Annotated in this window: 17 protein-coding genes and 2 pseudogenes; 14 read left to right on the top strand and 5 right to left on the bottom strand. The window is 58.1% G+C overall.

Going from position 1 to position 25965, the window contains the following annotated elements; genetic code table 11:
* Window positions 1–175: 175 nt before the first annotated feature.
* Window positions 176–472 carry a chorismate mutase gene (locus BRAGE_RS53165; RefSeq protein WP_084334757.1) on the bottom strand — a complete coding sequence of 99 codons (297 nt, stop codon included), beginning with the start codon at window positions 470–472 and terminating at the stop codon, window positions 176–178.
* Between the two features lie 360 nt (window positions 473–832).
* Between BRAGE_RS53165 and BRAGE_RS49530 the strand changes: the two genes are divergently transcribed.
* Window positions 833–1273: a hypothetical protein gene (locus BRAGE_RS49530; protein ID WP_231164272.1), complete on the top strand. Its 441-nt coding sequence runs from the start codon at window positions 833–835 to the stop codon at window positions 1271–1273.
* A 202-nt stretch (window positions 1274–1475) separates the two neighbouring features.
* Here BRAGE_RS49530 and BRAGE_RS49525 read toward each other — a convergent pair whose 3' ends face one another.
* The gene (locus BRAGE_RS49525) at window positions 1476–3923 is read right to left on the bottom strand and encodes an NEL-type E3 ubiquitin ligase domain-containing protein (protein WP_027562713.1); all 2448 of its coding nucleotides are present in this window, start codon (window positions 3921–3923) and stop codon (window positions 1476–1478) included.
* 1818 nt (window positions 3924–5741) lie between these two features.
* Between BRAGE_RS49525 and BRAGE_RS53160 the strand changes: the two genes are divergently transcribed.
* From BRAGE_RS53160 to BRAGE_RS0128590, 11 genes and pseudogenes are all read left to right on the top strand, one after another.
* The gene (locus BRAGE_RS53160; protein WP_084334755.1) at window positions 5742–6842 is read left to right on the top strand and encodes a sulfotransferase family protein; all 1101 of its coding nucleotides are present in this window, start codon (window positions 5742–5744) and stop codon (window positions 6840–6842) included.
* Window positions 6843–6846: 4 nt separating this feature from the next.
* Window positions 6847–7026: a hypothetical protein gene (locus BRAGE_RS56070; RefSeq protein WP_035730147.1), complete on the top strand. Its 180-nt coding sequence runs from the start codon at window positions 6847–6849 to the stop codon at window positions 7024–7026.
* Window positions 7027–7117: 91 nt separating this feature from the next.
* A pseudogene (gene cysD, locus BRAGE_RS0128645) lies at window positions 7118–8023 on the top strand (sulfate adenylyltransferase subunit CysD); the annotation flags it as partial.
* Window positions 8023–9906, top strand: a complete 1884-nt coding sequence (gene cysN / locus BRAGE_RS0128640; RefSeq protein WP_027562710.1) for a sulfate adenylyltransferase subunit CysN — start codon at window positions 8023–8025, stop codon at window positions 9904–9906. The pseudogene cysD and the gene cysN, both read left to right, overlap by 1 nt.
* A gap of 631 nt (window positions 9907–10537) precedes the next feature.
* Window positions 10538–10825 (top strand): hypothetical protein, encoded by a 288-nt coding sequence (locus BRAGE_RS54930; protein ID WP_141263263.1) that lies wholly within the window; start codon window positions 10538–10540, stop codon window positions 10823–10825.
* Window positions 10826–11871: 1046 nt separating this feature from the next.
* The gene (locus BRAGE_RS57760) at window positions 11872–14349 is read left to right on the top strand and encodes a 2-aminoethylphosphonate--pyruvate transaminase (protein WP_167336528.1); all 2478 of its coding nucleotides are present in this window, start codon (window positions 11872–11874) and stop codon (window positions 14347–14349) included.
* A 31-nt stretch (window positions 14350–14380) separates the two neighbouring features.
* The gene (rtxC, locus tag BRAGE_RS0128610) at window positions 14381–15439 is read left to right on the top strand and encodes a dhydrorhizobitoxine desaturase (protein ID WP_027562706.1); all 1059 of its coding nucleotides are present in this window, start codon (window positions 14381–14383) and stop codon (window positions 15437–15439) included.
* Between the two features lie 29 nt (window positions 15440–15468).
* Window positions 15469–16254 carry a gamma-glutamyl-gamma-aminobutyrate hydrolase family protein gene (locus BRAGE_RS0128605; RefSeq protein WP_231164275.1) on the top strand — a complete coding sequence of 262 codons (786 nt, stop codon included), beginning with the start codon at window positions 15469–15471 and terminating at the stop codon, window positions 16252–16254.
* 129 nt (window positions 16255–16383) lie between these two features.
* Window positions 16384–17286, top strand: coding sequence for a DMT family transporter (locus BRAGE_RS0128600; RefSeq protein WP_027562704.1), 903 nt, complete (start codon window positions 16384–16386; stop codon window positions 17284–17286).
* Window positions 17283–18569 (top strand): hypothetical protein, encoded by a 1287-nt coding sequence (locus BRAGE_RS0128595; RefSeq protein ID WP_027562703.1) that lies wholly within the window; start codon window positions 17283–17285, stop codon window positions 18567–18569. The genes BRAGE_RS0128600 and BRAGE_RS0128595 overlap by 4 nt, the downstream gene beginning before the upstream one ends.
* Window positions 18569–19906 (top strand): glutamine synthetase, encoded by a 1338-nt coding sequence (locus BRAGE_RS0128590; protein ID WP_027562702.1) that lies wholly within the window; start codon window positions 18569–18571, stop codon window positions 19904–19906. Before BRAGE_RS0128595 ends, BRAGE_RS0128590 begins: the two co-directional genes overlap by 1 nt.
* Window positions 19907–20162: 256 nt before the next feature.
* Here the strand turns inward: BRAGE_RS0128590 and BRAGE_RS57755 are convergent, their stop codons facing one another.
* Entirely contained in the window at window positions 20163–20657 is a 495-nt protein-coding gene (locus tag BRAGE_RS57755; RefSeq protein ID WP_246669162.1) for a hypothetical protein, read from the bottom strand.
* On the bottom strand, window positions 20654–20899 hold the full coding sequence (locus tag BRAGE_RS56950; RefSeq protein ID WP_231164276.1) for a plasmid pRiA4b ORF-3 family protein: 246 nt from the start codon (window positions 20897–20899) through the stop codon (window positions 20654–20656). The genes BRAGE_RS57755 and BRAGE_RS56950 overlap by 4 nt, the downstream gene beginning before the upstream one ends.
* A gap of 976 nt (window positions 20900–21875) precedes the next feature.
* Here BRAGE_RS56950 and BRAGE_RS0128585 point away from each other — a divergent pair.
* Window positions 21876–24125, top strand: a complete 2250-nt coding sequence (locus BRAGE_RS0128585) for a hypothetical protein (RefSeq protein ID WP_027562701.1) — start codon at window positions 21876–21878, stop codon at window positions 24123–24125.
* Window positions 24126–24263: 138 nt separating this feature from the next.
* Here BRAGE_RS0128585 and BRAGE_RS49500 read toward each other — a convergent pair.
* Window positions 24264–25332: pseudogene (locus BRAGE_RS49500) on the bottom strand (IS5 family transposase); the annotation flags it as partial.
* 106 nt (window positions 25333–25438) lie between these two features.
* On the opposite strand from BRAGE_RS49500, the gene BRAGE_RS53145 reads away from it, so the two are divergent.
* Window positions 25439–25732 carry a transposase gene (locus BRAGE_RS53145; protein ID WP_084334753.1) on the top strand — a complete coding sequence of 98 codons (294 nt, stop codon included), beginning with the start codon at window positions 25439–25441 and terminating at the stop codon, window positions 25730–25732.
* Window positions 25733–25965: the final 233 nt, after the last annotated feature.

The raw sequence follows: 25965 nt of genomic DNA, 5'->3' as shown, positions 1-25965 counted from the left end.
TCCAAGCGTCGATCCGACGCCGGTTCAACTCCGGCCGAGTATGCGGAGAGGAAAACCGAGCCGCTCGCAACGCAAGGATAGTCGTCCACATCCGCGTAGTAGCAGCGCATCCTTCGAAGCCGGATTTGCTTGTCAAGCTTTACGGGCCGCGCGTCGCATGCTGAACGAGGCAATTCTACACTTTACCGATCTCTTCACGAGCAAGATCATGATGCCGGATCACTTCTGTTATGATGAAGGCCAGGAACTTCTCAGCAAAGTCTGGGTCAAAGTTGGCGGCCTGTGCGAGCGCACGCAGTCTTGTTGTCTGTCTCTCCTCCCGACCTGGATCGGCAGCAGGCATTTGCAGCCGAGCCTTTAGTTTTCCCACCTCTCGAGTGCACCTAAAACGTTCCGCGAGAATGTGAATCAGGGCGGCGTCCAGATTGTCGATGCTGCTCCGAAGAGCATTCAATTCGGGTGGAGCTTCCAACGTCTCAGGTCCCTTCGATGCGCACGATGTTTTTCGGGCTTCATAACGAGTCTCTGTACTACTGTTCTTGAGTCAGACCTCGAACGAGCTAACGTTGACGCCTTATGGGCCCGCTCAAGAGTTTTATGCAAGCACCTTAGCCAGTGGACGTGATTTCTGGATCCGAGCCGATTAACAGGGTTCTGACATCGGAAGGTCAATGACGCGAGAAGGCCACGTCATCGGATCGGGTGCATCGCTTTGCAGGCGTCGCAGAACATCCATTCCCGACGGCTTCTATTTGCGGTTATACTCACGCTCGCGCCGTGGTGGTGGTGAAAGGCACAACCGTCAGGCCTATGACTCACGGAGCCCACCGCCATGATCACCTTCGCACCACTGCTCGTTTTCCTCGTCATAAGCGTTTTCGCGTGGCTGCTCTTCACGCTTGCAGTCTTCGCGTTGCCCGTCTTCGCCGGCGTAACGGTTAATCTTTGGGCCTTCCACACGAGAGCCGGCGCTCTGGGCGGCATCGCTGTCGCCCTCGTCGCTGCCGCCGCAACGTTCAGCATCGGCCAGCTCGCGCTCGCCCTCGTGACATGGACTTGGCTCCGACTCTTGGTCATCACCTTTTACGTCGCACCGGCGACTGTCGCCGGTTACAGCGCTAAACCGGCGCAGCAGGATGATTGTCTCCTAGTCCGTGAAGCTCGTCATGCAATTGTTTTTCCAGACACTGAAGCTCCTCTGAAGCGACGGAGGCCGCCGACGGCACGGCTGATCCAGCACTCGCCGAAGCTCTCCTTGAGAGAACTGCTCTGAATGCAATTCGGCTTGCGCGAAAGCCGACGAGGTGAAGTGATCATCTCGCCATTCCTGAAGCTCCTCTGCGGGCTCCTCGTCAAGCGGTCTTCGAAGCTCCTCTGCGCGGCCTCGTGCCTGCCAGGTGCCTAATCCTGCCGGCATAACGTTCAACGAACAGCCCGTTCGGCGCGCCGGCATCCTCGCCGAGTGGACGGCCGCTTCATAGCTCAAGCGCATGATCCGCGAGCACCTGCCGCATCAGTGCGCCCTTGATCTCGCGGGCGATCTCGTCGCGGATCTGGGCTCCGAACTGCAACTCGGCGTCGCTGTTTCCGGTCAGGTGATGTTCGGCGAGTCGCTGCTCGAGCCGGCTCGGAAACTCCCCGTCCATCGCCTCGGCGAGCCGGTTCTGCATCTCTGCATGGGCGTCGGGGGCAATCCGGCTCACCACCGTTTCCCAGGGCTGCCAGCGAGTTGCCATAAAATCGGCGAACCCCGCCGCTTCCTCATTCCGCACCTGCGTCTCGGCTGCGGTGAGGTCGTGCTCAGTGACGTACGAGATGTCATAGAACCGCATGTCCGGGGCGATGAGCTGCAGGTCCAGCCGGTCACGTAGCTTGACCTGATAGGCGAGATAGACCTCGATCTCATCGACGAACTGGAGTGAGTTGACCTTTTGACGGGCAATCGGCTCGAGTTCGCCCAGGCGGAACAAGACCCGAGCCTTCTGGATGAGCTCGCCGAGCCGATCGTCATAGGCCCCGTCCTCGACATCAGCGTTCAGGCGTGCGGTCTGCATGCTGTTCCAGGTCAGAGTGATGCGATCCTGGCAGCTCTCGCTTGCCCCGAAAGCCAACTGAAAATACTGCTCGCGCAAGTGCGGTCTGATCGCGGCCTGCTGCAGATCCTCGGCGACGGCCTCCCGGAAATGAGGATTATCATAATTTACGGTGTTCCGTAGCCTATCGAGGAAGAGCGCGTATTCCGGCGCCCCCGCTTCGCTGGCGAAGTTTTGCCAGGCGTCGATCACCTCCGGCTCCCCGTCCATCCAGTCCGCTACCACCTCGGCCAGCGACCGTTCCTGATTCACCGCCGTTCCCTCGCCCATCGAGAAGAAGACCCGCGGGCCGTCATAGCCCCGGGAATTGAGGGCTTCCGCCAAACTCGTACGCACCTGCTCGGGGAGCGGATTATTCTCCAAATAAACCATGCACCCAAAACCTAGCCGGGTTAGCAGCGCCTGCGGCAAGCTGCTCAGCCGATTATTGCGTGCCTCGAGCACCTGCAGTTCGACGGGGAGATTGTCGGGTAAGCTGGTCAGCCGGTTGCCGCTGACGTGAAGTCTCTGGAGCTCGGGGGGGAGGGTCTCGGGCAAACTGTCCAGCTGGTTGTCGCGCGCAAAGAGCACTTGCAGTTCGACGGGGAGAGTGTCGGGAAGGCTGGTCAGCCGGTTGCCATCGGCTTCGAGCTCTTGGATTTCAGGCGGGAGTGTGTTGGGAAGGGCGGTCAAGCGATTGCCGCCGACGGCAAGTGACTGAAGTCCGATGGGAAGGGCGTCGGGCAGTCTGGTCAACCGGTTGCCGCGGACGTCGAGGTCCTGCAGCCCATCCGGCAGAGTATCTGGCAGGCCGGTCAAGCGGCTACTGCCGACCGCGAGTGTCAAAAGCCCCTCTGGAAGCTTTTCAGGCAGACTGGTCAGCCGGTTGCCCCCGATGGCAAGTGACTGAAGCCCGCTAGGGAGTGTGTCGGGCAGGCGGGTCAACCGGTTGCCGCTGGCGCCGAGCGCCCGCAGTCTAGACGGGAGGGCGTCAGGCAGGTGCACCAGCTCGTTGTCGCTCACGTTGAGCGACTGAAGCCCAGGCGGAAGGGCGGCCGGCAGTGTCGTCAGGGATAGATTTAAGAGCTCCAGCCCTGCGTAGACGTCGCCTGCCTCACTCCAGGCTTTTATTCGCCTTACAGCCTCTTCGCGGTTCTCGTCTTGCGACTGCCCTTCCTCCTCGGCCCAACCATCCAGGATCTGGTTAAGCCGCGACTCGCTGAAGACAGGATCCTCATGCGTCTGACCGCTTGCGCGCCCCGGAGCCCCCGTTTGCAAGGCTATGGTCCACTGCGCTGCGGCCGGGGTCAGTCCAGAGGTATTGCCATCGCCCGGCCGGGGCTGTCGGCCCAGAATCGATGCCCCCAAATTTTGCGCGGAACGATTTGCGCCGGATGTTGACGACTCCGGCGCTACATCACCGGCCTCGGCCCACGAATGCTCCTCCTGATCGACACTATAAGGCGGCCAATCGGCAGCTGAATCCATGGCGTGCCAATCATCTGTCAGACTGAAATTGCCATCCGGCAACTGCCCGTCGCGATCCGCGACCGGAAAAAGCACATGCTGATCGTCTCGTTCAGAGCAGGCGAACGAATCCGACGGGGACCGCGAGGTGCCTTGTCGGACTACATCCTCGTGCGGCATTCCCGAACGATCCGCACCTCTGTTCGAAGCAACACAGGGCGGCTCGCCGAGGTTAATTGAATTGGGAGGCAGGCGACCGTGAAGACGCAAATCATTCACGTGCTGCTGAAATCCGGCTTGGTCGGCCTGCTGCTGTTGCGGCCGATCGTAGTACATCTGATCGACATGGGTCTCGAATGGGTTGAGCTTATTGAACGCCTCCATCCCACTCTCCTAGTCAGATCTGAGCAGCTAGCGCCGGTCTGGATAAGTACGTTCACGCTAAGAGGCTTAGCTTTCTAGAAGCTGACGAGGAATCAGAATGATCGTAACTGTCCCGTAAGCCTTCGTTTATTGCTGGATGGATCACTGCAGTGACAGCTTGCGTATGTCTGCTACGCAGACTTGAGCCTTGCGTCCACTGACATTCCTGAGCGTCCGCCGAGGCGGAGTGATACCGAACTCGCTGCGGCCTTGAAGATGATATACGAAATTGATCCCGGAGACGCCGCTCTCATCAATGACGCGCTCGACGAAGCCTTGAAAGTCCCTAAAGTTCTGACTACAGAGCTAAGGAAATCTGCCCTGGAGCGGGCTGCACGACTTGGTGCTCTAAGTGCGTGGCTTAAAGAATCGCAGCTGCTGGAAATGTGGGTAATCGAAAGCTCCGTCGTAGGAGTACGGCTAAAGTTTGGGCGTAAGCCGACCCCGCCGAGCCTGTCGGATAGCTCGAGCTCCGAGGCGATATGGCGCGCTCAGCAGCAATTGAAAAAGCGCTCTGTTAGCTTGGTAGATGGCGGCGGAGCGGTTACGTCCTGAACCCGTCATCACCTGCGCGCCGTCGGCGTTGTGAACGGACCACAACCACCTTCGACCGCGCTGCTTCAAGACATATTCGAAGAATGGGAGACTCATGGTTAGCGAGCTCCATTTCTGACCGTCGTGCGTTTGGTCTTCTGAATGCCAGAGCGGGCCCATTCCACGCGATGTCTCACTGTGGCAGCCTTGGCAATGAACTCGCTTGATCGGTCAATGCCGCTTTCGTCATCAAAAGTGAGCTCATCCTGCGCTGTCTGTCGTGGCGCCAATGTCGAGATGCTTGCGCGTTTTGGCCGTCAGCGACATCTGCAGGATCCGGTCATCGTTTGCGGAGGACTTATACCGCAGCAACCGTTTTTCTCTAGCAACTTTGAGGGGGTCGTCACGAAGGAAGGGTCGACGTGCATAAATCGTGACACCAGATTGGCCGTTACACCCCTTTTTCTCTGCCCAAATAGGTCACCGCCATCAGGATCGTCCACTGTGGCCCAGTTATGCCCAGCACAATGGTCCTCCCATGTGATCGGCCGGACAATCTCGTTTCCGTCAGTATGCAGCCAAGCGCGCTTGCTGGATCAGCCATCTTAAGCCAGGTTCCGTCCTTTACAACGTCCTTAGCGCCGATTAGGGGGCGGCAGTGCTGCAAGTGCAGGTAAATCAAACAGTTGGTCTAGTTCGGACGGATGGGCTTGCGAACAACAGGCTGGCCGGAGCTATGGCTCAGTGTTTTGGACCAACGGCAGTATGCACGGCAAAGTTGCATTAGGATCGATGCGCGCTGACAAGATAGCTGCGCGTCGCCAAGTGAGATGTCCGCGATGTGGGCTGCTTCTTTGCCGCGCTCGCCGGTATGCCGAGCTTCAATGCCCCAGCAACGGCAACTTATGACTACACGTAATAGCCTTCCTATACCGCGGGCGGCCTTCGGCAAACGTCCGTATAGCTCTTTCCAACCTTCCCATATCCGCAATCGATCTTCGTGTAATTGAGCTGCCGCTTGACGTCGCTTTAACTGTCGAGCAATCGAGGGGGCGGACTGCAGTTATCTTCGGTGATCCCGCCGATCGATCGAACCGAACGGACTAAACTCATGAGTGCTACACAAAAGTCTTGTTTTGATACTTTGCACGGGAGCGGCCGTCCATGTGATCCCCCGGCTGGCTTGTTTCGCTCAATCGAGCGAGCGCCGGCAGAGTTTGCATTTCAGGCACGAGGGTCTGAACGATGAGCGGACGTTTCGGCCGTTCGCCTGCGGTGTGCTTTCTTCTTGGTCTTCCACGATCCGGGACGACACTCCTGGCGCATTTGCTCCAGCACCATCCAGACATTGTGGCTCCGCCTGAACCCTGGTTGATGCTGGCGCTTGAAGCATTTGGCAAGGTGGACCAGCGCCATCCGGCCGGCAGCTCACTGATCAAGGCCGCGACCTCGGAGTTCCTGGGGCGGATAGATCGCACGATCGCCAGCCGCGCTTACGCCGATGCAGCATACGATCAGTATCTGGCGGACGCGGGCAAGCGCATCATCATAGACAAGACACCGCGGTATTGGACCGTGCTTGAGTTTCTTGAATCTGTCTATCCAGAAGCGCCACACATCCTTCTGATGCGCAATCCCTATGCCATCGCCGCTTCACTGAAATCGACGTGGGGCATCCCGCTGCGGACAGAAAGCCCGCATTCGGTTAGCGTATCCAGTCTCGCCGATCTCATGCTCCGTCTGCCCGACGTCATCATAACTTCACTCGCCGATTTGGTTCTGGGCCTTCCCAAGCTCGCCGCGCACCGCTCTCGCCCGCAGACACAGTCCGTGCAATACGAATTGCTCGTGGCGCATCCGGACGAGGAAATCCGGCGTCTGTTGAAGGGGCTCGGCTGTGACCCAGCGGCCGTCGCATCGGCTGGGATGAGACAAGCAGATTATCTTCGATCCAGCAGCTTTGGGGATCGAAATATCCTGGAACGAAAGGCCGTCGACGAAAACTCTGTCAAATCATGGCAATCTCAATTGAGCGTCGAAGAGATGCAAACCGTGACTGATTTGGTCGGCGCTGAGCTTTTGCTAGAACTCGGATATGAGCAGGAACTGGTGCGTGCACAGAAAGCCGGAGTGCTGGATAGGGGAAGTGAGGTAACCGAACTCTATCGTCGAATATTCCGAACTTGGTGGGATTTGCGAAGTACCAAGGCCGGAGCATTATCCGGTCCCTCTCACGCTGGAGAGCCGGTCCATACTGCTTGGAACGTTTCGGAGAACCGCGACGCGGCTATCGAGATGTTGCGAGGCGAAGTCGAGCGGCTTGAGCGGATCCTCAATAACTCCTAGGGCGATGGGCGATCTGAATGCTTGCGATCAAAACACGTTGGTTGATTTAGCCAAGATCCGTAACCCGCACGAGCTGATCTCCCGATCAGGTGTGAAGCCGGCGCCGGCCGCACCAGCGGAAGAATACGAAATGCTGCCGCGTCTGCAAGTCTGCTGTCCAATGGAGCTCGACCTCATGGACTAGCCGGCCGCTTGGCCGGCCGTTTCCTCCGCGCATATTCTCCACTCTGGGCTGGAGCTGAACGGCGAAGAACAGAGATCCTGCATCGAAAAGAAGATATATGCTGCCGAAACATCTGCGCCGTCTCGAAGCTGAATCGATTGAAATCATGCGTGATGTGGTCGCCGGGTTCAAACGGCCGGTCATGCTTTACTCGATCGGAAAAGATTCAAGCGTGATGCTGCACATTGCGATCAAGGCGTTCTATCCGGCAAAATTGCCTTTCCCCCTGCTTCACGTCGACACGACCTGGAAATTCCGTGAGATGATCAGCTTTCGAGACGCGACAGCCAAGCGACTCGGTCTCGACTTGATTGTCCATATCAACAAGGAGGGCATCGCGCGCGGGATCAATCCGATCGATTCCGGCTCCGCGCTTCATACCCAGGTGATGAAGACAGACGCGCTGAAGCAGGCCCTCGACCTCCACGGATTTGATGCCGCCTTTGGCGGCGCCCGGCGTGACGAGGAAAAGAGTCGCGCAAAAGAACGGATACTCTCCTTCCGTTCGGCCGGACACGTATGGGACCCCCGTAACCAGCGGCCGGAGCTTTGGAGCCTGTTCAACACACGGATACGCCAGGGTGAAACCATGCGCGTGTTTGCGATGTCAAACTGGACCGAGCTCGATGTCTGGGAATACATCATGCTCGAGAAGATTCCGGTCGTTCCGCTCTACTTCGCAAAACTAAGACCCACAGTACGTCGAAATGGTGCGACGATCATGATCGACGACAAGCGATTGCCGCTTAACCGCGGCGAGACGCCGGAAATGCGGATGATCCGCTTTCGCACGCTTGGATGTTATCCTTTGAGCGGGGCTATTGAATCCAACGCGATGGCGATTGAAGACATCGTCGCAGAAATGCGGACTGCGACTGTGTCGGAGCGCCAGGGACGCCTAATTGATGTCGATGAAGCCGCTTCAATGGAGAAGAAGAAAAGGGAAGGTTACTTTTGATGTTTGTAAAGCCGGCAACGGAAGCGGTCCCGGCCAGGACAAAGGATCAGCTGCGATTCATCACGTGTGGCTCGGTGGACGACGGCAAATCGACGCTGATCGGCCGGTTACTGCACGACAGCAAGATGATCTACCACGATCAGCTCACGGTGCTGGAACGCGACAGCATCAAGCACGGTAGCGCCGGAAATGACATCGATTTCGCGTTACTCGTGGACGGGCTGGAGGCCGAACGGGAGCAGGGCATCACGATCGATGTCGCCTACCGCTTCTTCACGACGCCGCGGCGCTCCTTCATGGTGGCCGACGCTCCCGGCCACGAGCAGTATACCCGCAATATGGCTACCGGCGCCTCCCATGCCCAGCTCGCCATCATCCTGATCGATGCCCGCAAAGGCGTGATGGTTCAGACCCGCCGCCACTCCTTTATCTGTTCGCTGCTCGGTATTCGTCATGTCGTGCTGGCAGTGAATAAGATCGATCTTGTCGCATACAACAAAGAGTGCTTCGATCGGATCGCCCGTGACTATCTGGCCTTTGCCGCCGGTCTCGGCTTCACCTCGATCGTTCCGGTCCCGATCTCGGCCCGCTACGGCGACAACGTTGTGGATCGCTCCGCTCATGCCAACTGGTACGATGGTCCCTGCCTGCTCGAGCATTTGGAGAGCATTGATATCCCGTCCGGCACCGCAGGCCAGGCTTTCCGCTTTCCGGTCCAATGGGTGAACCGCCCAAACCCGGATTTTCGGGGCTATGCCGGGACGGTGGCTTCCGGGAGGATCTCGGCAGGAGACGAGATCGTTGTCGCCGCGTCGGGACGGACCACGCGCATCAAGCGGATCGTGACCCACGATGGCGACCTTGTCGGCGCCGAAGCCGGCGATGCGGTTACCATTACACTGGAAGATGAAATCGATATCGGCCGTGGCGACATTCTGTCGCGGCCGGACGACCGACCGAAGGTCGCCGACCAGTTCGCCGCTTATGTGATCTGGATGGACAACGAGCCGCTCGCTCCCGGACGCAATTACCTCCTGCGGATTGGATCGCAGACGATTATCGGCAGCATTACCGCAATTAGACATCGGATCGACGTCAACACTTGTGAGCATCTGGCCGCCGGGATGCTTTCCCTAAACGAGATCGGCTTCTGCGATGTTGCGACCGCAATGCCCGCAGTATTCGATCCATACGAGCTCAATCGAAAGACCGGATCATTTATCTTCATCGATCGTTACACGAATCGTACGGTCGGGGCCGGCATGATCGCCTTTCCGCTCCGGCGGGACACCAATATTGTTAGGCAAGCGCTATCCGTGGACAGGAGGGAGCGCGCCGCGCTCAAGAATCAGAAGCCTTGCGTCATCTGGTTCACTGGCCTGTCTGGCGCTGGAAAGACGACGATTGCCAACCTGGTTGATCAAAAGCTGTGTGGCATGTCGCGGCATACTATGCTGCTGGATGGCGACAACCTGCGGCACGGTTTAAACGCGGACCTCGGCTTCTCGGAGACGGACCGCGTGGAGAACATTCGGCGCGTCGGTGAAGTTGCCAAGTTGATGGCGGACAGCGGCTTGATCGTGATCTGCTCCTTCATCTCGCCCTCTAGGGCCGAACGGGACAGGGTGCGCGGCCTGGTTGGCAAGGATGAGTTCATAGAAGTCTTCGTCGATACGCCGATCGAGGAATGCGCTCGGCGAGATCCAAAAGGCCTGTATTCAAAAGTGAAATCCGGCCAAATCAAGGACTTCACCGGGATCGATTCGTGCTACGAAGCACCAACAACACCGGAGATTCATCTGAGGACCATGGAGCAGACCCTAGAGCATTCAGCGGAAGCGGTAGTGGATGTCTTGATGGCGCGCTCAATTCTTAATGGTTAGATGTCCCTCGCATCGCTCCATCGAATATCCTGCGGGCCCGGCCAAAGACGATGCGGCTCGGGCTGGCCCGCGATCGGACTTTTCGCTCTAAACGAACAAAAGTGTCGCACCCACTCCTCGAGCGCCCGCTTCCGGTTGCGTGCTCGAAGTGACGGGCAATTCGAGACCGCGTACGCGAGCAGAGATTGAGCCTGGGCGGGAGCGGAGGAGATCAAGAAGTGCCTTCCATGCTCCAGATGAGAATCTACGACGATGACAAAGGCCAGAGAGGAATTCCGAGCCCCAGTCGGTTGAGTTTCGCTTAGCGCTTCTTGCTACGCGTGCGGCAGCGACGCCGAGCTCCCATTTAGCCAAGCCAGGCAGCGTCTCGGCCGGCTTCGATCTTTCGCGCAGCAGTATGAGGGTGGGGCCCGTTTTTCGAGCCTGGCCGCATCCAGCGAGCGGGCGCTTGCTTCAGTATATTGACCAATCCGAACTTAGCAGTCGACCCCGACTCCCTCCTGTCGCGACCTGCCAGCTTTCGGAAAGCTTGCTTCCTTTTGGCCCGCCGCTCGTCGACCGATGCGGCCCGCGTACGCGCCGCGCCTTCGCATCGCAAGACAAAGCAGCCGCGATCCTTAGCCATCCTGCCATGAAGCCGGCGATGGGCGCGGCCCAAAAGGCAAGGGAGTTCATCCATGACAAGCGACAAGGACGATGTCTTGATGACCCGCTCTGGTCCGCCGTCAACCTGTTCGACCGCGCGGTACGCCGCGTCGAACGCAAGCTCGCCATCAACGAGCAGGCGCTGCAGAGGAGCCAACGCGAGCAGGACGGCTCGGAGGTGCGATCCGTCCAACCAGATCGCCTCGATACTGCCAGCCTAGCGATTGCTCGCAGAGAGGGACACGTGCCATCGCCTGGAGTTGGCTCGACGTAGTCCTAAGCAGGACGACATGTTCTGCTTCACGGCGACTCGCCGAAAGGTTTCGAACTGATCTGCTAAACGGCCAGAGATCCAAGGCCCCCAATTGTCTTCAAGTCGGACTCGACGAAGGCCGCTCCATTGAAGCGCAACGACGTGATACCGGCAGTCATGTGCGACGAGCGCGTACATTTTCCAGGTACCAGCATCCAGGAGGATCTCGCCTGCACGGCGGAGAAGCTCGCTACCTCCATCTGGGGGTATGGCGAGGATCGTACGTGAACGGAAGATTGGGCCATCACTTACCTGCAGGTATCGCGCTTGCAGGCGGATGCCGACGTCCTGATGTCCGACTCTCACTGTAGCTCGCTGTGAATCTCCGCACTCTGCTGCCTACGTCGGCTTGTCGCCGCCAGATGGGAGTACGTCAGAAAAAATTCACGCGAGAAAATCCCGCGAGAGGGTTGAAACGCCCCTAACGTCAAGTTGTACGATCTCGAAATGGACGACGACGGTCATCGGCGTCACAAACCCTCCAACGAGCGACGGAGTGCGAATGCACCAGGTCTTGAGCCCACGCATCAGACTCCAGCTGCGAACGACGATGATCAAGTGTGCCATACCTTGATCTGCATCCGGGCGCGATGATCCGACTGCATCGTTTTCCAACGTCAAGTGTGCCTGAATGCGCAGGTTCACACGTAAGTCGGTCGGCCAACCCGCCGCTTCGTGACGCAAGAAGGCAGCCGCGCTCAAATCTGCGCATGCGTGACGGCTGGATAAGAGCGCGCGTCGGCGCCAATTGCGTTTCGAGGGCGTGGTCGCGGAGCCAATTTCTTGGAGGTTTGAATTTTATCGGTGAGGAGAGCTTTGCAAAGATCGCCGTGCATCTGCGATGAGATATGGAGGTTTGTCATGCGGCAGGCTTTTCGGAGGCCGACCCGAAACGCGGCTGCGATCTATGGCGTTTGACCGAAGAAGTCGACGCTCGCCACAGGGTCTCCCTGGTGGCGCGGGCATACTCCAGATCCATTGACCAATACAACTTGAGGAGGAATGGTTTGACAAGACAGCGCTCTTTGCTGACGCCTGGTCCATTGTCGTTATCGCTGGCAGTCAAAAGCCGGATGCTGCTTGATCTCGCGTCGCGCGATTGCGAGTTCAAGGAAGTGACCGCCTGCATGAGGCGGCTGATGCTCAGCTTGCTGGGAAACGCTGAAGACTATTCGGTGGTGCCTATTCAGGGAGGCGGCTCTTTTGCAATGGAAGCCGCTCTCTCTTCATTTGTGTCCCGAGCGGACAGGCCGCTCGTTTGCATAAACGGCATCTATGGCGAGCGCATTCTGCAGATTTTGCGGCTGTGGGGCGTCGAAGCACTGAGGCTTGTCAAGCGAGCGACCGATCCTTTGGATCCGCAAGAAATTGGCGAGCATCTGAGCCGAAATCCTGGCGTTACGCACCTGTGTTTCGTGCATTGTGAGACGACAACCGGAATCGTCAATCCGCTGGACGCGATCGTGGAGGAGGCGAGGCGACGTGGCGTAAAGACCATTATCGATGGGATGAGTTCTTTCGGCGCCCTTAATATTGATCTGCGCCAGAGTGGACCTGACGTCCTGGTCACCTCGAGCAACAAGTGCATAGAGGGGCCGCCGGGAGTAGCGTTTGTCATCGCGTCTCGCGAGCTGCTGGAGAATGCAGTTCAAGAACCGAGGTCGTTTGTGCTCGACGTGAGAGATCAATGGCTCTCGCTCGAGCGCACGGGTGAATGGCGATCGACCCCTCCCACACACATCGTTCAGGCAACGACCAAGGCCCTGGAGATTCTACACGAGGAGGGCATTGATGCCAGGCGCTGCAGGTATGAGAAGGTCAGGGACGATCTCGTCAAAGAACTCGAAGGTGTGGTGTCTCCGCTGCTGTCCACGGAGTTGCAGTCGCCGGTCTGCGTCGCGTTCAGTGCGCCATCCGGAATCGTGGACCAAGCAGGATTCGATGGGCTGTATCGCCACTTGGCGGCCCACAACCTTTACATCTACTCGAAGCTGCATGTTGCGACGCGCAGCTTCCGCGTCGGTTGTATTGGGGAAATCCAATCCAGCTGGATCGAGCAGTTAGGCTGCGCTTTTCGTACATATTTCCGGTCCGGTCAGGCTCGGTCAGCGGCGCCGATGTCGGCCCAAGAGTCATGCGGGGCTCGCGTAACGATGCCGGCGCGAGCGGCTGGGGAGCGGCAGCTGCCGTTTTCGGCCGAGACTGCTGTTCTGCATGCGGGCTATCGGCGTGACGTAGCAACGAAAGCCGTCGCAGTGCCGATTTACCAGAATACGGCTTATGAACTCGATGGCGATCTAAACCACATTGCCGACGTCTACAATGTCAAGGCCGATGGGTTCACCTACACAAGGATTATCAATCCAACGACGCGCGCGCTGGAAAGGCGCTACGCCGCCGTCGATATGGGAAAGGACGCGCTCGCCGTTGCGTCAGGTCAAGCAGCGACGTTCCTTGCTGTCGTCAACCTGTCAAGTGGCGAAGTGGGGGACAATGTCGTCGCCTCTCCGTATCTATATGGCAATACCTGGAACCTGCTCCACAACACCTTAAAGCGTCTTGGGATCAGCGTGAGGACGGCCGATCCTCGAAGGCCAGAGACGTTTGAACGTGCCATTGATGATCGCACGATATGCCTGTTCGGAGAGGTGATTTCGAATCCTTGTCTGATCCCGCTCCCCGTCAAACAGCTGGCTGAGATCGGCCGAAAGTACGGCGTGCCTTTGGTCGTAGACAATACGACGACGCCACTGGTATGCCGGCCGTCGGATCTCGGCGCTGCCATTACGACGTACTCCGCAACGAAATATATATGCGGCCATGGCACGACGCTCGGTGGACTGATCGTTGACAACGGCGAGTTTAGCTACCGGGGAGCCTCTCGCTTTCCCTTGTTCAACCGTCCCGACGATGCGCATGGCGGAATTGTTTGGCATAACGCGGTGCGCGATGTCGACGATCTAGGAAAGAGCGAGTTTCTTCTCAAGGCTCGCATGACCTGGTTGCGCGATACCGGCGCGGCCATCGCTCCGTTTGCGAGCTTTCAACTGATACAAGGGCTTGAAACGCTGCCACTTCGCATGAAGCAGCACTGCGCGAATGCCAGGATCGTGGCCGACGTTCTCAAGGAGCATCCAAAAGTACGCCGTGTCTTCTACCCGGGGCTCTTTGAAGGCGCCGATCGGGAAATCGTCGAACAGACACTGAGTGCTGCATACGGCCACGGGGCGATGGTCATGTTCGAAGTGGAGGACGAGCAAGCCGGGCGCAAGTTCATCCAGAACGTCGACTTGATGTATCACGTTTCGAATGTAGGCGATGCGCGCACGCTGGTGACCCATCCTGTCTCGACGACCCACACCACCGTCCCGCGGGAAAAGCGCGAAGCCGCCGGCATATTTGGCGGTTCGATCCGGCTTTGCGTCGGCATCGAAGATGTCAACGACATCCTGCGCGATCTGGACAAGGCGCTTTCCGCAATCTGACAACCTGCAAGGCGATCAGGAGGAGGTTCTCATGAATCAGGCAGACGCTTGGAAGTTGAGGTCATCACGTTATGAGGCCGTTCAATTCAGCCGAGAGATCAATAGGCAGCTCTCTGAGCTGAGGCCCGACAACATAACGGGAGCCGCATATATTGCCAAAGATTACGCTATCATCACTGCGTGCACGCTCGCGACTGTGTGGGTCTCATGGTGGCTCTACCCGCTGGCCGTCCTTCTAATTGGTGCCTATCAGCGCGGATTGACGACCATCGCTCATGATGCGGCTCACCGCACGCTCGCGAAGAACACGACCTGGAATTACGTCCTGGGCATTCTGTTCGCTTCGTACCCCTTGTTCCAGCGCCACTGGGCCTACCGGATCTCGCACGTCTATTTGCATCACCCCTATCTTGGAGACCCGGACAAGGACCCCGACCTGAAGTTCTTCCTGGCCAGCGGCGTTTACGACGTGCAGCCTCCGGAGCGGTACGCTTTCAACATGATCTGGAAGCCGATCTTCGGCGGCGCGACAGTGGCATATCTGAAGTACCTTTGGACGAATCGATTTTCGGTCACAGATGTCGAGGATCAGAGCCGCTCAGGCATACTTGTCGACAAGTATGGCTTCTATCTCTTCTGGATCAGCATCCTGGCCGGGTCATATGCTGTTGGGCTGCTCTATATCGTCGTCCTGTTCTGGATCGTGCCCTATCTCACCACGTTTCAGGTCCTCGGATGGTTTATCGAGCTCGCTGAGCACTCACCTATGTGCGAAACCGAGACGCAGAACGTCTATCTCACCCGGAATCGGAAAGGAAATTTCCTCGAGCGGGCCGTCCTCGGGCAGAATTTGGATGAGTACCACCTTGAGCATCACCTTTCGCCGGGCATTCCGTTTTGGCTGTTGCGCAAAGCTCAGAAAATCCGAATGCAGGATCCGAACTATGCGAAGGTTGCCGCGACCTGGGGCGGGCTCTTTGTCAAGGGACCTCAAGGTCAACCTAGCGTCATAGATCAGTTAAAAGAGCGAAATCGACGGTTGTATGAGCAGTCCATTGCCGAGGTTCGCACACGAGGGCAGGTGGCGTGACGTTGCTACGGCCAGAGAGCACCCGAGCCGTGGTAGGCGTCACTTCGAACCGTCTTCTGGTCGATGCTGTGCACCGCGACTGGTTGCGGCGCAAGTACTTGCAGGCACTCCATCGTCAGGCGGGAGTGGCTTGCGTCATATTGCCGACGGTCGACGCCGAAGATGCGAGGGAGGAGGGCGTCCCGGCGATCATGCGCCGGCTCGACGGCTTGGTGTTGACAGGTGATGAATCGAACATCGACCCCGCCGTCCTGAGAGCGCCCGCGTCCTTGACGGAGGATGACCGGCAGGACGTTGAGGTTGGGATCCTCGACCGTCCGCGGGACAGGCTCTCTGCCGTAACTATAGAGAGCGCCATCGCGCTCGGAATGCCGATTCTGGGCATCTGCCGTGGGCTTCAGGAACTCAACGTCTATTTCGGCGGCACGCTCCGCTCATCGCTTGCGGAGTGGAGGCCGGAAAGTGGTGCGATGCATGCCGAGAAGCCAGATCGTTCAAGAGACCGCCAGTACGACGCCGCCCACAGCGTCAAGATATGTTCCGATGGCGCGCTCTTTCCAATCGCGCGGACGATCGAAGCGCAAGTCAACTCGCTGCACAATCAAGGCATCGAGGCGCTTGCGCCGGCGCTGAGACGGGAGGCGTGGGCGCCTGACGGTTTGGTCGAGGCGGCTTCGGTCATTGGCGCCCCGACGCTGCAAATCGGTGTGCAATGGCACCCCGAATGGCACGTCTCAAGCGATCTCCTCAGCAAGCAATTGTTCAAGGCGTTTGGAGAGGCGTGTGTTGGGTACTACCGGACTAAGAAGAGCTAGAGGCGGATTGTGACATTTCGAACCAAACGTGGTCCGTGCACGTCGAAAGGACATTTCCTCGGAGCCAACGCACGCGTCGGGTCCTGCGAGGGCCGTGCGTCGCCTCGCGGGCACAGGAAGACTGGAAGATTGGCGAATCGCTTCGCTCTAGGAGTTTTCTTTGTGGCGCTTTACGTCGTCCTGAGCGCGGCAGGCGAGGTTTATGCAGCGTCGTACTTTCAGCAAGCGGATGTGTTCGTCGCGCTCCTGCTGTCATTCGCTGTGGTTTGTCTGATGTTCAATCTCCTGGCTCGCCACGGGGGAGGCGGGGCAACGGTGACGAAATGGTCGCTCCTGGTCTTTGTCGCGCTCAATGTCGTGACAGCAATCAGCTGGATCGGCTTATTTATCGGATTGAAATACGCAGAACCCGCGATCGTCGTCGCCTTCATGGTGGCGCTGGGGCCCACCGCAACAGCGTGGTTGAATGCACTGATCAGGCGCCAGGGTGCCCCTCCAGCAGCCGATATTGTCGTGAGCGTCACGATCGCAACGATCGGAACTTACATGATTTGGATCTCGGCCAGCGGCAACGCAGGCGTGGAGTGGGGGGCTCGATCGTCCTTTGGCATCGTCTTGGCCATCGTGGCCGGCCTATCGCTGGCCCTTACAAATATACTTGTCAAACTGCTCTTCGATCGTGGGTTTTCCGGCCGACAAGTCCTGGCGCATCGCTTTTATGGAACGATTCTCTTGCTGCTGGGACTAGTCGATCATTCATCTATCTTGCCTGAGATCTCGCAGCATTGGTTTACGATCGCAGCAATTGGGCTGTCGACGATCCTTATTCCTTTGCTCTTGATCCAGCAGGGCATTCGGCACGTAGAGCCCTTCACTGTCAACATGGTCCTGTCCACCGCCCCTATCATCACCTTCCTGTTCCAGTACTTCGATTCTCGCATCGTGCCTTCGTCACACACGTTCGTTGGAAATGTTCTCATTACGGCTGTTGCTGTCGGCAACATCTACTTGCAGTATCGGAGATCCGCATGAAAGAACGGAATTGTGTAATCGTAGACGCCTACTCTACCGGCCGATACCTACCGGAAGAGTTCAAGCGCTATGGAATTGGAACGGTGCATGTGATGTCGGCTGCACAGATTCCGCCCATATTCCAATCGCATTTCAATGCGGATCTGTATGGTGAAGTCATTCGCCCCAGGGAGCGCATGGGGTACGACGACATCGTTGAATATCATCTTCAGGCTCTCCATGGCCGGGAATTGGAGTTCGTTATCGCGGGCTGCGAGACCGGAGTTGAACTCGCCGATTCTTTGTCGGAGCGGCTGGGCTTACCATCAAATGGGACCGCGCTATCCGCTGCTCGGCGTGACAAAGCGCGATTGTCTTGCGCGCTCACCTCCGCAGGCGTGCGATCGATCAGACAAATCGTGTCCGACAGTCCTGTAGAGATCGCGAGCTGGAAGCGCGAAGCGAAGTTCGATCAGATCGTGATCAAGCCTCTGAACAGTACGGGTACCGAGGATGTATTCTTTTGCTCGACAGATGCTGATATTCAGCGGGCTCTTAGCGTAATTGTCGGGAAGACGAACCGTGTCGGAGCATTGAATCGTTTTGCCCTTGGGCAAGAAAAAATAAATGGCCAGCAATACACGGTCAATGCCGTATCGATGGACGGGGAAGCCTTCGTTACGGAGGCCTGGACATATGACACGGTTCCAATTGAGGGGGCATCATCGGTCTGCTCACTTGAGAGATTGTTGGAGGGCAGCGAACCAATCGTTCAGGAACTGTCAGACTACTTGGAGCGTGCGTTGCAGGCACTACAGATCGTCGACGGACCGGCTCATGCTGAGATCATCGTCGATCATCGGGGACCGGTCCTGGTGGACTTCGGAGCGAGGCTTCAAGGGACCATGTCGGCAAAAGCACGAACGATGGCGTTGGGGCACAACCATATGACCCTGACGGCCTGGCGCTACGCAGATCCCAACGGCTTTGGTGAATATATGAGGCTGCGCGGGCCTTACAAGCGGCAGGCTCACGCACTTTGCGTCTCGCTGATCTCAGATATGGGCGGTGTCGTTGCCGGTTACCCGGGACTCGAAGCAATCCGCAAGCTCCCAAGTTTCGCGGATGCCATTGCATTCGTTCCGATTGGTCAAGAGCTAGTTCCCACGATCGACTTGGCGTCAACACCAGGCATCGTTTATCTCGTGAATAGCGACTTGACTCAGCTTGAGAGCGACTATCGCAAGTTGCGAGCAATGCGGATGGACCAGGTGTTCGATTTAGTGATGCAGGACCGCGACTAATGCCAACTGATCCCAGGTTGACCGCAGCGAATCCATCCCGCGTGGCGATGGTCGGCGCAAGCGACTTCGATGGCGTTCTGCGGGGCAAACACGTCTTGGGTGAAGATCTCTCGGATGGAGATAAAGTTATCAAGTTCTCTGAAGCGGTGCTGGCGTGGGATTGTACGGACCGGGTCATTCCGGCCAGTTTCACGCAAAAGCCGCTATCAGCGTTCGGAGATGCTGACCTTCGTATTCTGTCAGGCACCGGCCGTTCGGTGTCTCATCTTGGCGATCAATATCTCTACCTCGCGGAGTTCACGGGCGCACATGAGGACATCTGCCCGCGCGGTATTCTGCGTAAGGTCCTGCGAAGGGCTGCTGAACACGGATACGACTGCACTGCCGGGTTCGAGTTTGAATTCATGCTGTTTAAGGAGAACGCAGACACGATTGAAGAAAAGCCGTTCGGCGAGTGGGCTCCTTTAACTCGCGGCCCGTTCGGCTACTCGATTGCGCGCTCTGTCGCGCAACATGAGCTGTTTGATGAGATCTTGGCGCTTTGTGAGAAGGCTAGAATACCTCTCAGCGGACTGCACTTTGAAACGGGACCTGGCGTGGTCGAAGCGTCACTTCGTCATTGTGATGCGCTGGAAGCTGCCGATCGAGCAACCATATTCAAGTCGATGATAAAGGCCTGGGCGCAAACGCGAGGCATGATGGCTACATTTATGGCCAAGGTTTCCGAGGAATGGCCCGGCCAGTCCGGGCATATTCACATCTCGATGTCCTCGGATGGTCAGAACGCGTTTTACGACAGTGATGCGTTCGGCAACGTCTCGAAGCTTATGAGGCAATTCATCGCCGGACAACTAGAATACATGAATGAGTTCTGTGTGCTCGCTGCGCCGAACTTCAACAGCTACAAGAGATTGGTACCTGGCTGCTGGGCACCAATCTGTCCAAGCTGGGGAGTTGACAACCGCTCCTGCGCAATTCGCGCCATTCCGGGAGAGCCATCTGCCCATCGCCTGGAGTATAGGCTGCCTGGCGCAGACCTGAACCCATATCTCGCGCTCGCAAGTGCGATTGGTTCGGGAATATTGGGCGTCGAGACAGGTCCGGCACTGCCGGCTTCGATCGTCGGTGATGCAAGCGCGGAAATGTGTCGGCCGTCCGCGAGACTGCCTCAAAGCCTATCGGAGGCAACTTCTCGGTTTGCAGAGTCTGCGGCGGCAAGTGATGTCTTCGGAGAAAGGTTTGTTGAAGCGTTTTCTTGCTCGCGCCGTTGGGAGTGGGAAGCCGTTCAACATCGGGTCACCGACTTTGAACGTCGGAGATACTTCGAGATCATTTAGCTTGAGCGCTTCGACAGTTCTGAACTTCATTCCTCTGGCTTGCCGGCCACACTATTGCGGCTGCCTGCTCCGCTGATGTTGGACTTCATACAGAGCAAATGTGCGTTACTCGTTAAGTGAGGACCTCGGGAACGTTGCGGAGGTCTGCTGTTATCTGCTCTGTGGCAGCAACCGCGATTGCTCCGTTGGGATGCTAGATTATATCTAATGTCCGGTCCTTCTCGTAAGCTTTACATCGGCAAGCAGATGGTGGAGCTCAAGCATGCGCCCGGTTGGCAGCTATCCCTCGCAAGCCGTCGAGCGTGCGCGCGCTTGCCGGGGTTGGTCCCAAAGCGGCAAGACAAACGTTGCGGTCCGTCAGCCAGAAACTCACTCCGGCTGAAGTGAACGAGCTGAAGTTCCTCGCCTCTTCATTGCCGACTTGGCGCGCCAGACCGGTAATCGGACTGTAGGCGTAGCTCTGCGGCCCTTTTGATGATTGACGCTTGACATCTATTTGAGCCGCGTGCCGCGACGCCGCGGCTTCCAAATTATGGACAATGCGCTGGCGCCGGCCTCGAGCATCCTCGGGGTGACGAGGTTGGGATCGAACTGTGCGGGCCCCAGAAGCGCATATTTTCATATTCCAGATGAGTAGGGTCGCCGCTGGCATCGAGGTATTCGGCATAGCCGGGCGCACCGCCGACGTCCTTGAGCAGAAGGGAAGTCCCTCTATCGTCGTGGTGTCGAACCATTTTTCGAGTTTGATCACTTGGTCTCAGCTGTCACCGAAATCATAGAGATAAATGGATCGTCTTCGCGCCGGTCTCCTGAACATATTGAAGAGCCGCGTCTTGCGATGCATCGATGGGCTGAAGGCCAAAAATCTCCTCTGGGATCAGGGATACCCCGACGTCCTTCGTCGGCCAGGAACTCCAAGAGATGGCTGTTCGTCCAGCCAAACGCCGCCTGAAGTGTCAGATGCGGCCGATCAAGGCGCAGCGTGAGCGGCACGACAAGGCATCGCGTCACCTCCGGTTTCACATCCTTGAGAGGTGACCTTGATCCGGACCGAGGTCATGTTCAGGCCCATGCCGCCAGCCTCGGATCATGTGCTCAGCATTGAAGAGTGAATGGTGGACGCCATTTCTTAGTAGCGCTTTCGATAATCGCAGGGTTGATTGCCTCAAAGCAGTTTGGAAAGGCCGGCGGGGACCTAACAACGCTCTTGCCGATGTTTCTGCTAATACCCTTCGGCGGTATCCTTCTCGTCTTCGGACATGCACTGGGATACATGCATCTCGAAATATCTGCATAATCCTCGCGATATCGGTCGGAGCAATCTTGGTGGTGGAACCGATTCTCACGCTTTCTGCTGCTTCGAGACCGGCTAACGGTAGTTCGCCGATATCAGATTGGCGCTCGGTGTGCTTGGCACGCTCACTGCGCTATTTTTAATTTAAGTGCGTTTAACTGGGCAGCATCCTCGGCGAGGTCCTATTCTGAAAAGGATTTGCGCAGCGTAGGTTCTGCTCACTCGAACGCGAGAAGAAGAGGTCGAGTTGACGGAACGTTCCACATCGAGCCAGATCTACGCATAGTTGGATCCGAAACTCTTTGGTCAACCAATAGCATCTCGTCCCGGTTAATAAGAGCTTTGCTGCTGCCGAAAGCCTGACAATCGACCCTGCGATTCGCCATGCTCGACGGCTTTCGGTATTCGGGAATAACTTTGGCAGGGCTATTTCTGGCAGCGCACATTTCCATACTGGTCACGGCGAGGCGGCGGAATGCGGACCGGCGCTACAATCGATTATCCCGCACCTTATGGGTCATGCCCGATTGCTGCCTCAGCACCACAACAGCTTCCATGAAATTGGAACTCCGACGGCGGGGTTGTGCATTCGGAGAGCATCCTTCGTCAGCCAGCCGTCAGCCAGGCGGCCTATCCAGGGACGCTGCGCATTGTTGACCGTATTGGAGATGGAACATGACGGGCATTGGCCGACCTGGCGAACCGCACGTTGGGGCTGCGGGAGCCGACACCACGTCGGTATCGAGCAGTGCGCATTTGGAGCCAAATTTTGTCCCTGCGGAAGGCCACCGAGTTTTCAACTCCGTCGTGGAACGGATGCGCTCAGAAGATAGAATGGCGACGCTCGCGAGCCTGCCCTCAGCTTCGGGTGTGGCAGTCCCCATTTCCTCAAGCGAGGAGGGGATCAACGCAGCGAAACAAAATATGGACGGCCTGCTTGAGGAACTTGATGCTTGCCACAGCGCTGCCATGGGCGCTCAGAGCTCGTCTGAGGCGCAAGAGCTGATCGATCAGGTTGTCAAAGCAGGCGCAGCAGTTCTGGACTACTACGCGAGCCTGTCTCCAGATGTGGCGCGCAGCATTCTGTCCGAAGAGCAGGCTTGCCGAATTCGTGACCGGACTCTGAATGCGGGGAACGAATGCAACGCGCTGGCCGAACCGACTATCTACGCCTTGGAGAAGAGTAGGGAGAATGCGGGAAAGATACTCGAGCGGATGCGCCAATCCAATGCTCCGCCCGACCAGCTGATCCGAGCGGCTTCCGGTGTGGCGAAACACTATTTGGCCTGCACGGAGTGGTGGGAAAAGAAGGCATTGCGCTCTGAACGGATGCAGTCCGTCTGCGCGGCCACTGCCAGCTTGCCAAGTGCAACGGCCGAAAGGCGACAGGCCGAACAGGCGACACTACGGCTGCATACCGGCTGGGCACTGAATACGAGGTGCGTGCATCTGCAATCGCAAGTCCTTCTCGCGCGGGTCATGATTGAGTCGCACGCGAGCACGCTCGACCCGGCCGTCAGGCAAATCCTCTTGGGTGAGAACGGTCGGGCGCGTCTACTCGGAACCTTCATGGGCGATGTTGTTCCGGCATTCCTCTCAACGGGCGACGCTGTTCTGAACAGCAAAGGACAAGCCCTCGACGCAGAGCACTGCGCCGTTCTGGAAGGGGTCATGGAGCGGCTATCGGAATTTGCGTCGGCGTTGCCCAACATGGTTGCCGAGCTAAGGAATAAGGGAGCAAGTCCCGAGCTTCCGTTGGATTTGTTGGATCAGATCGTGGAAGGATCGTGGGTCACGGCCCATGAGGTCATGCGCCTGCTAGCAGTGCAGCCGAAGACACCAGCCATCATTGCACCGCCAACGGGGGCTGGCCTTGCGTCACCGGCCGACACTGCCGGCAACGACCCGGCGGCCGAAGGCAGTCCAGCGCGAAGGAAAGGGAAGGGCAAGCGGAGGCAGGCCGGAGGTGCGGGGAGCTCGGCAGCCGGGCAGCCCGAGCCGCAGCTCGCTAGGCCCGAAGCCGACACGGCGCGAACCACCAAGGTTATTGTGCTCTCGGATCTGGGCACGAAGAAACTCGCGAGCGCGGAAGAGGCGCATACGAGGATGTCATCGTCCGCGAGGGAACACTTGGCAATATGGCAGGCCCCGCCATCGAAGGAGACACTGACCCGCCTGCTCGCGCGATTGGACGAACTCTTGCAATTCGATCTGCCCAGTGAGCAAAGAGCCGTTTCGCAAGCGCGCCACATGAAGCCCGAAGATGCCGAGCACGTCGTGGACACCGTGGTTGAGCGGCTGCAGAGCCAATCCGCGGAGATTGAGGCCTGTGTAAAGGCGCTGGACGAACCTCGCCGGCGCGGCCTACTCACGCCTATCCAAGTGCCCGAAGTGCAAAAAAAAATAGTCCGCCTCAAGGCGATGTTGTCGGAGGTTAAGGGGCAGGCACGTACTGCGACGGCGCAAAAGGCTTCGATCGAGATCGATTGCATGAAGACCTATGCGTTTCCCTCGCAGAAGTACCTCGAACGGTTGCAGGCGGCCGAGGAGTTGGCTCCCTTGGAGTCACCGCGCGCGCTGAAGGGTGAGCCGGGAACGCTGTTCGAGCTCAAGCTGCAGCCTACGCCACTGCGCAATGGTACGGTGAATCCGATGTGGGTGCACATCCATACGAAGCGGCCGGTCTATGCGTGGCAGTTAACGACATTGGATGACGCCGAATTCGCCGCTTGCCACGTGAAATCCAACGAACAGCGCGGCTACAATCGCCTCTGGCAGAACGCTCGAGCTGCAATGGGTCACGAAGACGTCGTGATCCACCGCGGCAAGCTCACGCCTGCGTTCTGCAAGTCCTTGTTAGGTTCCGCTTTTAGCGGCTATCCAGGGTATCCTTTTGCCGGAACGGAGCGCGGGGCACGCAGGTGACGCGAGACGAGACTAGTTAAGCGACTCGATAGAGCGCCGCTTGTGGTACGGCATCCGTCTTCTTAGCATCCGGATCCAGTGGCCGAATGAAGCGCACTTTGGCCTCCAGGCTCCAACTCCTGAGTTAAGAAGCCAGATTGAGAGGACGACATTGGCGGCGTCGCCGGCGCGGCCTTTGAGGTAGCAGCGGCCGAGGGTGGCCTTCGGCCTTCATGTGCCCGATGATGGGCTCGATGACAGAGCGACGGCGCAGCTCGCGCTTGATGACACCGAAGATGCTGCGCTTCTGGCCGGAGATGAAGACGCGACGGGGATTCTGCGCATCGTGGCCGCGGTACCCCTTGTCGACATAGGATCGCTCGATCGGACAGCCGGTGAGCGTCTCGGTACGCTCGATGACGTCCCGCAGGGGTGCCCATCATACGGATTGTCGGGCATTGCGCTCGCGTGCAGCACGAACACTCCGCCGGGAGCGCGGCGATTGTTGGTGACGACGGAGGCCTTCACGCTGAACTCGTAAGGCGCGGCGGCCTTGGCTTTGCCGATGCACTCCACCTCCGGACCATGGAAGGAATAAAGCTTCCAGCCGCGCTGGCGCTGCTGCTGCGAACGAAACTGCGCGGCCCAGCCGAGCGACAGGGCGAAGGCCTCCTCCAGTGCCGGCTGGCCCTCGACGTTGCGGCGGATGTCGCGAATGATTGGGCCGAGCCTGCTACGCAGGATGCGCAACTGTCCCTGATGCCGCCTGAACTGTTTGGCGCGAGCGTAGCGGGAAGCCATCATCGCTGCGGCCTTGGCCACGCGAGCATAGGATTGCCGGACCTGACCCCGTGCCTTCTCGCCAATGATTGAGGCCCTTGATGCCCGCATGCAGCAGCTCGGCATCGGTCGGAATGGTGATGGCCTTCGGCTGCACTGTGGTATCGACCGTGACGTGCTTGAGCTCCTGGCTGCGTAACGTGCCGGCCTCGTGCGCCACCCGCAGGGGCTCGGTCCGCAGCAGCTCCAGCTTGTCGCCGCGCCGCTTGCGCCAATGGCTCAGGTCCGAGCGCTCGTGCGTGAAAGCGTGCTGGAGGAACTCTAGGTCGTGACCCCGGCGCTCGCACACCCCCTTATCGGGCTGCCCGTAAATGTGCTTGAACAGCAAGAGCCCGATCATGAAGCAGGTCGCGATCCCGGCCCGGCCGTTCTCGCTGTAAAGCGGACACCCAGATGATCGACTCCACCCACGTCAAAGCGCATCGCTCGGCAGCGGGCGGAAAAGGGGGGCAGAAGCAGGCTGTTGGTCGCTCGCCGGAGGGCGCAACACGAAGATACACGCACTCGCAGATGCTAAGGGGCGCCTGATCGCCATTCTGTTGACTGGAGGCGAAGCGCAGGACTGTCTGATCGCAGAACGCCTGATCCGCAGGGTCAAGCGGCCGAAACGGATGCTCGGTGACAAAGCCTATGATAGCGCCGAATTGCGTGAAGAACTCGACGAGCGCGGAACCAAGCCGGTTATTCCAAACCGCAGCAATCGCAATCAACCGTACGGCTTCTCAAAGCGTTTTAGCCTGCTCCGGGCTCCTCTGTGTTTGGCCGACGCAAATATTTGGGCGATGTAGCCACGCGATTTCAAAGGATTCTCTGTCGCCGCACGGACTGAGGCGTCGTCGTCAACGACGGAAATCAAAGGCGTGGACAAGACGAGCCCTCCTGAAGCGGGAATAGCGGCTGCAAAGATTAGCCACCTTGCGCGAAAAGTGGGCTCGACTGATGAACTTGTAAAATCATACTTGCGTTTGTTCAGGACGATTAGTGCGAACTCCCAGCGTCTCAGTCATTCTGATCAAGTCGG

It is taken from the genome of Bradyrhizobium genosp. SA-4 str. CB756 (assembly GCF_000473125.1).
GTDB lineage: Bacteria > Pseudomonadota > Alphaproteobacteria > Rhizobiales > Xanthobacteraceae > Bradyrhizobium > Bradyrhizobium arachidis.
Note: the sequence above shows the minus strand (reverse complement) of the source record. Positions and strands in the feature narration are given on the sequence as shown.